Below are 12092 nucleotides of genomic sequence, written 5' to 3' on the forward strand. Positions count from 1 at the left end.
AACAGCGGCTTCGCGGTCTGATCCGTCCAGATCCAGCAGTCTGCGCGACCGCAGGTGCCGCTTGCGGCAGAAAATCCTTGTCTAGCGCTCGGATACAGGCGATCTTCACCTCAAACGACACGCCACTTGGGGAATGCAGGAGTAATGTGGGTGTCGTGTTGTAGCTCGTCAAGAGGTAGATGTGAAATAAATATGGCACTGTGTCTATTTTGTAGGATACGTTCTATTTAAGCCCTCAGAGGCTAGGCGGTTTACGGGCATGTAAGTGTGACACCTTAGACTCGGAGTCGGGACTGTGAGGGGCCTTAGAGAGCTTCTAGATGCCATTTCAGGGGTCTCCTAGATCGACAACATGCTCTCCTCTCACTTTGTAGCTTCATAACTGTGGGTGTCAGTTAGCAACAGTGCTCGAGTCCAGGATTTGCGTTCATTCTGTGAAGGCCGGTTGATAGGCGTTCCAACGGATTCGGCTTTGGCGGTGTTAATGCAAGTGTCGCTTTCCGGCGATGGCAGTAACAGTCCCGGACTGTGCTTCCGCAAACACTTCGGTTCGCTACGCAACGATGGTCAGATAACGCTTTTGAGAGGAAGGTCGAATAGAGCATTGATCCTATAGCGCCGGTCCTATCTGCCCGCGCAGACCTCGCTGCTGAGCTGGCGGTTGATGACCGGCCGCCACGGGACAAGGGTGCATTTATGGCTCTTTTCAACCACAGCGAACTGGCTGCTGGATAATTGTACGGTGCCGGTGGACTTGTCGCTCACGCCTTCGCTATCCGTGGTAGTATCGAACGGTAGTCCGTGCAGACCTTCCGGCCCATGTCGTTGGCGAGGCTGAGCAGGTTGCGAAGCGCCGCGCTGCGATTGGACGGCGACCAGACAGCCGAGAAGGCGACCGGCTCCGGCTCGTCGGTGAAGGGCAAAAAGACAATGCCGTTTGTCGGCAACAGCGCCGTGGCCGCGCCGACGATGGTGATGCCAAAGCCCTGTCCGACCAAAGACAAAAGGGTGCCACGCCCCACGTCGAAGCGCAGGATCGACGGCGCAGGCCAGCGCTCGGCATGGCGTAGCACGATATGGCTATGAACCTGCGGTCCAGTGCCGCCATGCCGGACAAGGAACGTCTCGCCTGCCAAATCGGGCCATGTGACGGCTGACCGCTTGGCGAGCGGATGCCGTTCCGGTAGCACCGCCAAGAGCGGTTCGGTCCATGTGCGACGGGAATGGCAGTCGGGTGGTTGGGGCGTGCCCGCGACGAACGCCACGTCCAACCTACCGGCGCGAAGCTGCACCACCGCTTCACGGGCCGGGCCTTCGGCGATCTCGACTTCAACATCGGGGTAATCCTTGCGGTATTGGCCGATCAGCTTTGCGAGGAAGCTATGCGGAATCAGGGCATGGATACCGATACGAAGCCGGCCGCTTTCTCCGGCTGCCGCCATGCCGGCGGTTTTCACCGCATGGTCGAGTTGGTCAATACCTACGGCTATCCGCTCGACGAAATGGCGTCCGGCCTCGGTCAGCCGAACGCCGCGCGCATGACGCTCGAACAAGAGGATGCCGAGGTCTTCTTCCAGTGCCTTCACGCGGGCGCTGACGCTGGACTGTGCAACGCCGAGCGCGTTGGCGGCGTGACGGAAGTTGAGATATTCGGCGACAGCGAGAGTGTGAACTAAGGTCATCATTGGCACTCGCCCCGAAAGGAGATGATTGCTCAACAGATTTAATCCGTCATTTCTCCTAAGTCTACGCATGCCAAATCGCCATGACTAAATCACAATGAAGTTGCGAATGGTCTGCGTAGTATTGGCAGACATATTAAATAGAGGATCGCGCCGACAATCCAAACCCAACCGTTCCATGCCCCGGCGGTGGCAGAATAGAGTGCTGTGAAGCCAAGCGGTCCTGCGATAGAGCTTAGATTGGTGAGGCTCGTTAGCGTTCCTTGCAAAGCCCCTTGCTTGTTACTGCTGACATTGTTTGAGAGCATTGCCTGCAAGGCCGGCATGCCAACACCCCCGGCGGCAAGCAGCAACAGAATCGGGAACACCATCCATCCCTGCGTGGCAAAAGCCAGAAGAACGAAGCCAGTCGCATCCGCAGCCATGCCAAACAGCAGCGTGCGCCGCTCTCCAAGCCGGCTTGAAAGCGGGCCGGTAACAAACGCTTGGAAGATCGCATGTGTTGCCCCAAACGCCGCGAGCGACAAACCAACGGTCGCGGTGTTCCACTGAAAACGGTCCTCGCCATATATGACCCATAGGGCTGCAGGCACTTGGCCGATCAGTTGAATAATGAAGAAAACTGCGAAAAGCGCACCTAGCCCGCGCAATGCATCATCCAGCCGTAACAGAACGAATGGTTTGATGCGAACCGGCTTTCCGGTCCCGCCATGGCTGTGATGAGTCTCCTTGAGGAAAATGCAGGCAAGCAGGAACGCGAACCCGTTGAGAAGGGCGGCGGCGATAAACGGGGCATGAGCAGAGATACCACCGAGCATGCCACCAAGTGCTGGCCCGGCAATCATGCCCGCCCCATAACAGGCCCCCATGTAGCCGAACCAGCGTGCGCGAGAACCTTCCCCCGTCGAATCGGCAATGGTTGAGGCTGCTACAGCTCCGGTTGCGCCCGTGACGCCGGACACGAGTCGGCCGATATAGAGCACCCATAAGACCGGCGCTGATGCCATAATCGTGTAATCGACTGCGGCTCCTGCAAGAGAAGCCAGAAGTACCGGACGCCGACCGTAAGAATCCGAAAGCTGTCCAAGCATGGGCGCGAAGACGACCTGCATCAATGCATAGAGCGACAGCAAGGCACCATAGTGTCCAGCGACCTGCTCTGCTGGCACAAGCTCACGCAGAAGCGTCGGAAGGACGGGCATGATGAGGCCGAGACCCATGGCGTCAAGACCCACGATCAGCAGGGCAATGATGGCAGAGCTGCGCACCTGAAACTCCAGCGCCGCTCAATGGAGCGACTTTATCAACGATAAGGAGATGGACATAGAACTTATCGGTGATAAATTGTCAAGCACTGGCGAAGGAACGTGAATGACCAAACTGGACAAGGGCACCGTGATCGCGGCGGCGCTAGAGCTGTTGAACGAGGTTGGCATGGACAGCCTGACGACGCGGAAGCTCGCTGAACGCCTCAAGGTTCAGCAGCCTGCGCTTTACTGGCATTTCCAGAACAAGCGAGCGCTGCTTGATGCGCTCGCCGAGGCGATGCTGGCGGAACGCCATACCCGCTCGCTACCCGAAGAGAATGAGGACTGGCGGGTGTTCCTGAAAGAGAATGCCCTGAGCTTCAGAACGGCGTTGCTCTCTTATCGCGACGGCGCGCGTATCCATGCCGGCACTCGACCGACAGAACCGAATTTTGGCACCGCCGAGACGCAAATACGCTTTCTCTGCGCGGAGGGCTTTTGTCCGAAGCGCGCCGTTTGGGCGCTCCGGGCGGTCAGTCACTATGTGGTCGGTTCCGTTCTCGAGCAGCAGGCATCTGATGCCGATGAGAGAGTTCCGGACAGGCCAGATGTGTCCGAGCAAGCACCGTCGTCCTTCCTGCACGATCTGTTTCACGAGTTGGAAACAGACGGCATGGATGCTGCGTTCAACTTCGGACTCGACAGCCTCATCGCTGGTTTCGAGCGGCTGCGTTCATCTACAACAGATTAGAGGCTTATGCCCCTTTGCCGCCCCAACTGCCACGACACCGATCCGCTTTGCACGATGCCCATGACCTCACGGCCGAGCTGGCGGTCGATGACCGGCCGCCACGGGACAAGGGAAATGAGCGGTATCTTGCCAGACAGGATACCGCCATTCACGAGGTTTCGAAGATTATTGCGCCGCATCGGAGCGGGCTTGCTTCCAGTCGTCGGCTAGACGACTGGCGACTTCTCGGTGGCAGCATCACGGGATCGAAGGAGCGCCAGCCCCAACGACACCAGCACTGCCATTGCCGTGGCGTAACAAATCACGGGCCACGCTGTATCGCCGTTTACCAGCGTCACCGCCAATGTCCCGACGATACTGACTATCAGGCTTTGGATGCAGAAGTAGAACGCAACCGCTGATCCAGCGATGTCGTCGAACTGCGCAAGTGCGCCGTTGGCGGTAACGGACACCGTGAAGACAATGCCGACCGCGACAACCCACATCGGCAGGATGAAGCTGAAAAATGACGGCGATCCGAAAAGTTGGCCGATCCCCAACAGGATCGCGCCGGAAACGAGCAACGCCATCCCGCGCGCTACGCATCCCGCGATACCCCATTTGGCAACGAAGGACTTTGCGAAGCGGGTTGTCGTGACCATGACCAGCGCGACAGTCGCGAAGGCCAAGCTAAATCCGATCTCGGAATAGCCGGCTTGGCCTATGAGAACACGGGGGGCTGTCGAGAAGAAAACGAAGAATGTGCCCATGCCGGCACTAAATCCGACCGTGTAAACCCAAAAGGCCGGACTCGCGAAGATCGGCAAAACAGATCGTTGCGTTCTGGCCTGATCCAACGGTCGGGTTTCATGCCACCTGAAACTGGCGTTTAAGAGTGCGAGCGAAGCCAGTGCAGCCAGTGTGATGAAGATCGCCTGCCATCCCCAAAACTCGCCGATCAGCGCACCGGCTATAGGGCCGAGCGCAGGCACGAACGCCAGCATCGAACTGAAAAGGCCGTAGATGACGGCACCTTCGGGACGATTGGCATATACGTCGCGCACGGTCGCGAAGGTGGCCACCAGCATGGCCGATGCTCCAACAGCCTGAACCAGACGAAACGCAACAAAGGCTAATGCAGTTGAAGAACAAGCCGCTCCCAGAGACGCAGCAACGAAAGCCGTTGCGCCTACAAGCAGGATCGGCCGTCGCCCGACGCGATCGGAGAGTGGCCCAAAGATCACTTGGCCCACACCGAGCATCACCATGTAGAGGCTCAACGTGAGTTGGATTATGGATGGAGTCGTGTTCAGGACGCCCGGCATCGCCGGAACGACTGGAAGATAAATATCCATCGCCAGCGAGGCGAGGATGTCGAAGGGAGCCATAAGCAGCAAGGCTGCCGGCAGCGTATAGGCCCACGCGGGGCGTGTGGTGGTCATGACGAATCAACCGCTCGATTAAGGATACCGGGCAGCGTCTGCTCGTCAGCAATCAGATGGGATTGGTCTTACAGAGCGCCGCAACAACAATTCTGATGTTGCGGCTTACTTGTCTGCTGACTTGGAATTTCCCATGCTGATGGCTCCACGATTACGAAATTGAATAGCAGCTCTTATCGAATTAGTTGTTGCGTTGCAATGCGGTATCGTTGGCTCCTATAGCCCCAACCCCCGCTGCCGCCCTAACTGCCACGACACCGAACCGCCCTGCATGATACCCGCGACCTCGCGGCCGAGCTGGCGGTCGATGATCGGCCGCCACGGGACAAGGGTGAACTCGTGGCTCTTTTCCACGATGGCGAACTTGCCGCTCGTTAGCTGGACAGTCCCGGTGAACTTGCCGCTGACACTCTCACCATCCTTGGCGGCGCGGAACGGCAGCGCCTTGCCCTCGGCCATCTCCGCACCGGCGCGCGCAACTTCCCGCTCGCGCAGGGTGGCGAGAAGATTGCGCCGGTAGAAGATTCGGCCGTCCCGGCTGCGCGTGGCGTCACGCTGCTCGATATGATGCTCGCGGCGCTGGTCCATAGCCTCGCGCACCTGCTGGCCGAAGCCGGTCGGGGCAAGGTCGGCCGTCTCGCCATGGATCAGCCTCCGGTCCAGCCAGGTCGCGCCGTCCGATCCGATCTGCCTGTCCAGATTGACGGGAGAAAGGACGCGAACACTGGCCTGCCGGTCGCGGCCGGCGTCATGGGCAGCGGCACGGCTAGCCAGATCGTCAGGGATACGCCATTGATCCGCATCGATCCGCTCGACGATCCCGGCGCGACGCAATGCCTCCAGCCGGCGCACATGGGCATCGACATAGCCCTCGTAGTCACCGCCGGGAACGCGGCCCTCGAACTTCGCCTGCTCCAGATGGCGGCTCGGCCGATAGATGCCGTCCTCGGCGATGGCGGTGATGGTGCGGTCGGACGGCCGGGCCGTCACCTCGGCCGGGCCGATCTGGACGACGCTGCCGATGCGGGCGTCCTCCAGCCGCTCGGGCGCGAGGCCGGCGATGTGGTGCGTCCTGCCGTCGATCCCGTCCACCATGACTGTTAGGTTCTCCCCCAACTCGTCGGACAGGTGCTTGTCAACGACGCGACCGACGATGGGCGTCTCGGGCGCTCCGTCATGGATTTGAAAACTCATGGGATCGCGCTCGCCACCTTCCGCACCGAGCGCCTTCTGCATGGTGCGGATAATGTCGCCACGCTCGCCTAGCTCGCGCAGGGCTGGCTCCATGTTCTTGCTCAATTCCCAAACGGCGGGCGCGTGCTCGGTCGCCAGCCCCATCTTCTCCAGCTTGGCGAGCCTGCGCAGGCGTAACGTCCGCTCGAACTGGCGGCGTGGTGCAGCCGGCTCATGGCGCAGGTCGAGGAAGCGGGCATCGGCTTCTTCGGCCATGGCGCGGTCGATCCGGGTCAAGCGGTCTTGGTCGATTTCGGCTTACGCCCCTCGGCTCAACTCCTTTTCGTGAAGGTCTGAAAGCTGGAATAAAAGCGGCAGGGGGGGCGCTAACGCGCCGTTAATCGCCGTCTTGCTCCACCCAAGCTGTGGGCTTGTGAAGTTCTTGGCCGTTCGTATCAACAACAGGATTCGGAAACTGTGACCTCGCTAAGCGGCTATGGCTGATATGACGAACAAAGGACGCCACGTCCTGCAAGTCGTTAGCGACGTTCTCAGCAGGGCATATGATGCCAACAGGCTTTTGCAGCTCCTCGACGACAATGCGGATCGGCTCGCAAAGGTCGGTATCATTTGAGAGAACAACAGCAACGTCAAACGCATTGGTGAACGCATCTCGAACTAGGTGCGCCCCCAAGTTCACATCGCTGCCCTTCTCTTCTGTTTTGATAATCCGCACGACAGTCGGCCACGGCTTAAAGGGGGACTTCCCATTTTGCGGCGGAGGGGCAAGAGCAGCATAGGGTTTTGTAACTAGAAATTTTCCCTGAAAAATTTCGAGCTCTGGAATGGTCTCAAGCGCATCAAAATAGATTTGCTGCCGTCTTGGGGCATCTGGATCAATTCGGGCTGAGACGCGCGCAGTGTAGTATTTAACTGCAGTAATAACGTTCTCAGACGAAAGAACGTCTTCTGCCAACGCCTTTACGTTCAGCCACTTCAATTGAGGATTATACTTCAGTGCTCGATAGTAGAGGTTGAACCCATCTACATAAATTATTGTTCTCATCCCACACGCCCAAAAAAGCAAAAGCTGCATTGGATTGCTCCGCCGCAGCTTTTGAGCCTACGGCACGCCGTAGGTGGGTTTAAAGCTCATATGGCGGTCGATGTGTTAAGAATCAATGAAAATCGCAACAACCGATGTTTCAGATTCAACGTCTCTTAGCAACAACTGTTAACAGTTGTTGCTAAGAGACGTTGGCGCCAATGTCAATACGTAATCTACAATTGAAACAATGATTTGAACGTGATACATGGCGGCTAGTTTGTTGCAAAATAGGAAATGAAACGTTGCCTGACGAAGACAGCTCGACCACGAGCTACTATGAGCGGCGGCTGCAACAAGAGATTGAGGCCATCGAACTCAAGCTGAAAGAGCTGACAGCTGAGCGCGACGCGCTGAGGCGTCAGCTCATCAAGGCGCGTTGGGAAAACCACCACTTACGAGACGTCAGCCGAAAGAACAGTGCAAGCCGAGTTCTGGTAGAGCAGCGAGTGCTTGCCGCTCTTGAACAGACCACAAAGCCAATGACTTCCAGGCAGCTTTTTTCGGTGGCGAGGCTGGCAAACTTCGAATTGAAAGAAAACACCTTTCGAACGCACCTTCACCGTATGAAATCGAAAGGCCTGATCGAGAACGTTAGCCGTGGTCGGTGGCGAGGCATCGCCCCTGCCGACTAGACACTACCCCAGAAGACGCGCCCAGAGGCCGCGCTTGGGCTGTTCTGCTGCCCTCTCGCGCTGATCAGTCAACGCAGCCAAAGCCTGCCTATGATCGGCGCTCTGACGCTCAGCCTGCTCTTTCAATGCCTCGATCTGGTCGGTGAGTTGAGAACGCTCGCGATCCCGTTCCGAGTCCATCCGCTCGATCTGCTCTCGGAGCATCTTAACTTCGATCTCCAAAGCGCTGTTTTGGGTAGTTTTTTGATGGTTTTCCAATGGGGTCGGAAACGGTCTTTCGCGTTCGGCAGAACTGGTTTTAGAGAACACCCTGAAAAGCTCAGAAGGATCGATCTCCCAATGCCCCTTTTCGTTCTTTTCTGCGCTCATTCGCCCAGCATTCAAGGCATCAAGCAAGGTGGACTTGGCAACCCCAGCCTCCTTTGCAGCCTTATTCAAAGATAATTTTACCATGGTTCTGCTCTGCCTTATACAGGAGGTCTGAGACGAACTTCCTACCGGTTTTCGGCTAGTTTAGCCGAAAACCACCCAAGCAAGGAAGGCCAGAGTTTTCAGCCGCCGCTTTAGGTGTTCACAAGCTGAACCCATCATCTCTTTCACGGCTGATATCGCGGTCCTGCTCGATGCTGCGTTCTGCCTCCCTGTCGCTTTCCCTGACCTGCTCATGCGCGGCCTCAAGCGTCGAGAAGTCCGCGCCACGCAACGCCTCGGCCAACCCGTTCAGGGAATGCTCGGCCACCTCCCGCACACGGGCATAGGTCTCGGCAAAACGTTCGCGCAGACCGGACACCACTTCGCGGACCTGTTCCAGCCGCCCGTAAGCATCGCGCCATAGATCGCCTGCGGTGGTCTGGATGCCGCGCCGCTCCATGCCCCACGCCTTCCAGCCAATGTCCGGCAGGGGATCGCGGTCCAGCTCCACAGCCTCAATCTCCAGCTCGTGGGCGGCCCTGTCGTCGCCGCGTTCAAGCGCCCGTTCCTTAAGGTCCAGCTTTTCTTCCCGCTGTGCCTCAAGGCTGCGATGGTCGATCTCGCGCCCGACCTCGATCTCGCGCAGATAGGCGTTGGCATGATCGGCCCAACTCTCGCGCCAGTCCGCCAGCAGCTCCTTGCTGTTCCATGAGCGGTCCTTGCCCTCAAAGCCGTCTGCGCCGATGGAACGGGTGGTCAGCATGATGTGGGCGTGATGGTTGCGTTCGTCCCCCTCCCTTCCGGGGGCGTGCAAAGCCACATCGGCAATCATGCCCCGATCGACAAAGGCGGATTGCACGAAGGATCGCACCAGAGAAGCCCGTTGTGCGTCCGTCAGCTCGTGGGGCAGGGCGACCGTCACCTCGCGAGCAAGCTGGGCGTCCTTGCGCCGCTCCACCTGCTCGACGGCGTTCCACAACGTGGCCCGATCCCTCAGGGCTTCGGGTGTGCCGTCAGGGGCGAGGATCTCGGTGTGCAGGACGCCGGTGCGGTTGGAGTAATCATGCTCCAACCCTTGGCGGTGATCCTCGATGCGCTCGGCTGTCCGGTAGGCGGCGGCGGCAACGGCACTGCGCCCTGTGCTGCGGGAGATCATCTTTGCGGAGAAATGATAGATCGCCATCGGAGCGGGTGAGCCTGTGCGGTTGGTCCAGGGCAATGCCCTGGTCTGGTGGGGTTTGGGGCGGGCGAAGCGCCGCCCCATGTTGCCGCTTGCGGCAAAGGGGAATGGCGTCGCCTTGGGGTTTACCCCGTTGAGACCTCACACATTGCCTTGGCAATGTATAAGTGAGCACTTAAAGTGTTTTTACCGTAGCACCCAGAACAGGACCTCGCAACTCTGATGCCCCGAACCATCGACCAGCAAATCGCCGAGGCCGAGAACAGGGTCCAGAGGCTCAAGACCAAGAAGCGGACAAAAGACACTCGCCGAAAGATCATTGTCGGCGCGACCATCATCCCTGCGGCCTTCAAAGACAAAAAGCTGGCCCGCTACCTGGTCCGGTTGCTGGAAACCTCGCTGACACGGGCCGTGGACAAACAGGACGCCGCACCCCTGCTGGATGAGCTGCGGAAATTCATCGGAGACGACCAGGCATGAGCAACGACCCCATCAAGACCCTGACTGATACCCTTACCCTGCTGCGGGTCGAGATCGCCGATGTGAAGAAGCGCCAGATCACGGAAGAACGGCTCAAGCACCTGCAAGCCGCACTGGAGGACAACGCGGAAAAAATCGCGGGGGTCCAGAACGCAGCCTCGCAAGGGGGCAGGGAAGGCGCGTCCCGTCTGGCCCATTCTCTGGATCAGACCGCCCGTGAGATGCAGGAGAAGGTTGATGATGCCGTGCGCAGCCTCTCAGAGGCCCGTAGAGCGGCCTCAGGCACAGTTCTGGCCCGTAGGCGCAACGTCTGGCTCCTGATGGCTTTCTCAGCCCTTACAGGGCTTGCCACAGGCGCTTTGGCTTCCGTGGTAGTGTTCGATTACTACCTGGGCCGGGATTTTGCGGACAGCGTCCAACTCATGGGGCTGGATTGGGCCTGCACCCGCCAGGATGGGTTCATTGCAGATCAGCAGAACGGCAAGTTCTGCGTGTTCCAGATTAGCGAATGATCCACAGGCAACGCCTAGTGTTAATAGTGTTACCTACGGAGTATGTTACGGGGCCAAAAATCTCCATTAACTCACTGATACCATAAGAGAAACTAACTTGTAAGGTTCCGAAAGTAACGAATTCTGGTTCCGAAAGTAACGAATGGATTTGGCTTCACGGCGGGTCCTAATATAACGAACTTGACGGACCTGCTTCGCTGCTTGATGCTGGTTCCTGATGTAACGAACCTAAACCAAGGCTAGCGGATGCCCCTGCTCCCAGACAGACACCCCCAGAAGGACTTCTTCATCCTCGATATTTCCGATGTGGTGCCGAAGGACGACATGGCCTCGATGGAGCATCCGCTGTTTTCGCTCGCAACCAAGCCAGACATGCGCCACCTCGAATATCGGGGGGGCGATAACCGGCTGAAGATCGTGCCGTCCGGGGTCGGCCTGCCCACAATCTTCGACAAGGACATTCTGATCTTCTGCGTGAGCCAGCTCATGCACCGCAAGAACCGGGGCGAGAAGATCGGCAAACGAGTGCGTTTCAGCGCCCGTGAGCTAATGATCACCACCAACCGCAAGACGGGCGGGGTCGAGTATCAACGCTTGGAACAGGCATTCCAGAGGCTCATCGGGACGACCTTCCAAACCGATATTCAGACGGGGAACAAGCGCGAAACACGTTTTTTCAGCCTTCTGGAATCGGGAAGCGGGTTTGTCATGAAGGAAGAGGGCAAGTGGCGGCTCGACTACTGCGAGGTGATCCTGTCTGACTGGGTGATGCGCGCGATTGAGGGCGACGAGGTCGTGACGATCTCGAACGACTATTTCCGCCTGCGCCGCCCGCTGGAGCGCCGCCTGTATGAGATCGGTCGCAAGCACTGCGGTAGCCAGTCGAAATGGCACATCGGCCTCGCTAAGCTTCAGGAAAAGACCGGCAGCAACGCCCCCCTGAAGAAATTCCGGCTGAACATTCGTCAGATCATCGAAGACGATCACATGCCGTTCTATTACATGGAGTTGACAGAAGATGACCTGGTGATCTTCCGACCACGCTCAACGCAGAGCGAACTCCTACCCGATATCCGACTGCCTGAATGGGCCGAGGACAAGGCGAGAGATATCGCCAGAGAAAAGGGTCGGGACTACTACGCGATGAGATCGGATTGGCTGGCGTTCGCCAAGAGTGAAACGGCCAAGGGCAACCCGCCCAAGAATGAAGGTGCGGCATTCTTGGCCTACTGCAAGAAACAGGAGAAATTGAGATGAGCAATCAAGACGAATTTAAGGCCGGATTTGAAGAAGGATACAAAAGCATCAAGGGCGATATGGTGCTTGTTCCACTATGCCCTTTAGCGCCTCTTACCCCACATTTCCCAAGTAAGGCGCTGATTTCGCTGTCCTGACCATTATATTTCCTATATAAAACATGGTGTTGAAGGCTGCGAGGGGCGCGTTTTATGGATCACCCAGAGGGTGCGGGCTTGCAACGGGCAGATCGGGTGGA

The 12092-nt window shown here is 58.0% G+C and carries 13 protein-coding genes and 2 pseudogenes; 6 read left to right on the top strand and 9 right to left on the bottom strand.

The genetic code is table 11. The features are described from left to right. Window positions 1–639 precede the first annotated feature (639 nt). The 3 genes and pseudogenes from AB9K34_RS05845 to tet(G) form a co-directional block, all read right to left on the bottom strand. Window positions 640–825: pseudogene (locus tag AB9K34_RS05845) on the bottom strand (DUF3363 domain-containing protein); the annotation flags it as partial. Next, window positions 762–1685, bottom strand: coding sequence for a LysR family transcriptional regulator (locus tag AB9K34_RS05850; protein WP_028657710.1), 924 nt, complete (start codon window positions 1683–1685; stop codon window positions 762–764). The gene AB9K34_RS05850 and the pseudogene AB9K34_RS05845, both read right to left, overlap by 64 nt. Before the next feature lie 89 nt (window positions 1686–1774). Beyond that, the gene (tet(G), locus tag AB9K34_RS05855; protein ID WP_001257840.1) at window positions 1775–2950 is read right to left on the bottom strand and encodes a tetracycline efflux MFS transporter Tet(G); all 1176 of its coding nucleotides are present in this window, start codon (window positions 2948–2950) and stop codon (window positions 1775–1777) included. A gap of 103 nt (window positions 2951–3053) precedes the next feature. On the opposite strand from tet(G), the gene tetR(G) reads away from it, so the two are divergent. Then, window positions 3054–3680 carry a tetracycline resistance transcriptional repressor TetR(G) gene (gene tetR(G), locus AB9K34_RS05860; RefSeq protein ID WP_000163574.1) on the top strand — a complete coding sequence of 209 codons (627 nt, stop codon included), beginning with the start codon at window positions 3054–3056 and terminating at the stop codon, window positions 3678–3680. Here tetR(G) and AB9K34_RS05865 read toward each other — a convergent pair. The 4 genes and pseudogenes from AB9K34_RS05865 to AB9K34_RS05880 form a co-directional block, all read right to left on the bottom strand. Beyond that, window positions 3677–3793: pseudogene (locus tag AB9K34_RS05865) on the bottom strand (DUF3363 domain-containing protein); the annotation flags it as partial. The gene tetR(G) and the pseudogene AB9K34_RS05865 overlap by 4 nt on opposite strands. A gap of 93 nt (window positions 3794–3886) precedes the next feature. Continuing rightward, the gene (floR, locus tag AB9K34_RS05870; RefSeq protein ID WP_093994463.1) at window positions 3887–5101 is read right to left on the bottom strand and encodes a chloramphenicol/florfenicol efflux MFS transporter FloR; all 1215 of its coding nucleotides are present in this window, start codon (window positions 5099–5101) and stop codon (window positions 3887–3889) included. Window positions 5102–5317: 216 nt separating this feature from the next. Further along, window positions 5318–6550 carry a DUF3363 domain-containing protein gene (locus tag AB9K34_RS05875; protein WP_268902885.1) on the bottom strand — a complete coding sequence of 411 codons (1233 nt, stop codon included), beginning with the start codon at window positions 6548–6550 and terminating at the stop codon, window positions 5318–5320. A 121-nt stretch (window positions 6551–6671) separates the two neighbouring features. After that, window positions 6672–7370, bottom strand: a complete 699-nt coding sequence (locus AB9K34_RS05880) for an NYN domain-containing protein (RefSeq protein ID WP_211096264.1) — start codon at window positions 7368–7370, stop codon at window positions 6672–6674. Window positions 7371–7624: 254 nt separating this feature from the next. On the opposite strand from AB9K34_RS05880, the gene AB9K34_RS05885 reads away from it, so the two are divergent. Next, window positions 7625–8014 carry a hypothetical protein gene (locus AB9K34_RS05885; RefSeq protein ID WP_092842503.1) on the top strand — a complete coding sequence of 130 codons (390 nt, stop codon included), beginning with the start codon at window positions 7625–7627 and terminating at the stop codon, window positions 8012–8014. A 3-nt stretch (window positions 8015–8017) separates the two neighbouring features. Here AB9K34_RS05885 and AB9K34_RS05890 read toward each other — a convergent pair whose 3' ends face one another. Both AB9K34_RS05890 and mobQ read right to left on the bottom strand, forming a co-directional pair. Beyond that, window positions 8018–8467: a hypothetical protein gene (locus AB9K34_RS05890; RefSeq protein WP_092842502.1), complete on the bottom strand. Its 450-nt coding sequence runs from the start codon at window positions 8465–8467 to the stop codon at window positions 8018–8020. Between the two features lie 118 nt (window positions 8468–8585). Next, entirely contained in the window at window positions 8586–9689 is a 1104-nt protein-coding gene (gene mobQ / locus AB9K34_RS05895; protein WP_093994465.1) for a MobQ family relaxase, read from the bottom strand. A gap of 138 nt (window positions 9690–9827) precedes the next feature. On the opposite strand from mobQ, the gene AB9K34_RS05900 reads away from it, so the two are divergent. The 4 genes from AB9K34_RS05900 to AB9K34_RS05915 all read left to right on the top strand — a co-directional run bounded on the left by AB9K34_RS05900 (window position 9828) and on the right by AB9K34_RS05915 (window position 11991). Further along, a complete protein-coding gene (locus AB9K34_RS05900; protein WP_092842511.1) occupies window positions 9828–10085 on the top strand; it encodes a hypothetical protein in 258 nt (85 codons plus the stop codon). Continuing rightward, on the top strand, window positions 10082–10597 hold the full coding sequence (locus AB9K34_RS05905) for a hypothetical protein (protein ID WP_092842510.1): 516 nt from the start codon (window positions 10082–10084) through the stop codon (window positions 10595–10597). Before AB9K34_RS05900 ends, AB9K34_RS05905 begins: the two co-directional genes overlap by 4 nt. Before the next feature lie 324 nt (window positions 10598–10921). Then, window positions 10922–11854: a replication initiator protein A gene (locus tag AB9K34_RS05910; RefSeq protein ID WP_369953491.1), complete on the top strand. Its 933-nt coding sequence runs from the start codon at window positions 10922–10924 to the stop codon at window positions 11852–11854. Continuing rightward, window positions 11851–11991: a hypothetical protein gene (locus AB9K34_RS05915; protein ID WP_168770643.1), complete on the top strand. Its 141-nt coding sequence runs from the start codon at window positions 11851–11853 to the stop codon at window positions 11989–11991. Before AB9K34_RS05910 ends, AB9K34_RS05915 begins: the two co-directional genes overlap by 4 nt. The last annotated feature ends 101 nt before the right edge of the window (window positions 11992–12092 follow it).

The sequence above is a fragment of the Sedimentitalea sp. XS_ASV28 genome, from assembly GCF_041224545.1.
Taxonomy (GTDB): domain Bacteria; phylum Pseudomonadota; class Alphaproteobacteria; order Rhodobacterales; family Rhodobacteraceae; genus Sedimentitalea.

Bases quoted from the DNA above. Each gene is read 5' to 3' on its own strand.
- AB9K34_RS05875 (WP_268902885.1), bottom strand. From the start codon at position 6,550: ATGGCCGAAGAAGCCGATGCCCGCTTCCTCGACCTGCGCCATGAGCCG.
- AB9K34_RS05915 (WP_168770643.1), top strand. From the start codon at position 11,851: ATGAGCAATCAAGACGAATTTAAGGCCGGATTTGAAGAAGGATACAAA.
- AB9K34_RS05880 (WP_211096264.1), bottom strand. From the start codon at position 7,370: ATGCAGCTTTTGCTTTTTTGGGCGTGTGGGATGAGAACAATAATTTAT.
- mobQ (WP_093994465.1), bottom strand. From the start codon at position 9,689: ATGGGGCGGCGCTTCGCCCGCCCCAAACCCCACCAGACCAGGGCATTG.
- AB9K34_RS05910 (WP_369953491.1), top strand. From the start codon at position 10,922: ATGGCCTCGATGGAGCATCCGCTGTTTTCGCTCGCAACCAAGCCAGAC.
- AB9K34_RS05900 (WP_092842511.1), top strand. From the start codon at position 9,828: ATGCCCCGAACCATCGACCAGCAAATCGCCGAGGCCGAGAACAGGGTC.
- AB9K34_RS05890 (WP_092842502.1), bottom strand. From the start codon at position 8,467: ATGGTAAAATTATCTTTGAATAAGGCTGCAAAGGAGGCTGGGGTTGCC.
- floR (WP_093994463.1), bottom strand. From the start codon at position 5,101: ATGACCACCACACGCCCCGCGTGGGCCTATACGCTGCCGGCAGCCTTG.
- AB9K34_RS05850 (WP_028657710.1), bottom strand. From the start codon at position 1,685: ATGATGACCTTAGTTCACACTCTCGCTGTCGCCGAATATCTCAACTTC.
- AB9K34_RS05905 (WP_092842510.1), top strand. From the start codon at position 10,082: ATGAGCAACGACCCCATCAAGACCCTGACTGATACCCTTACCCTGCTG.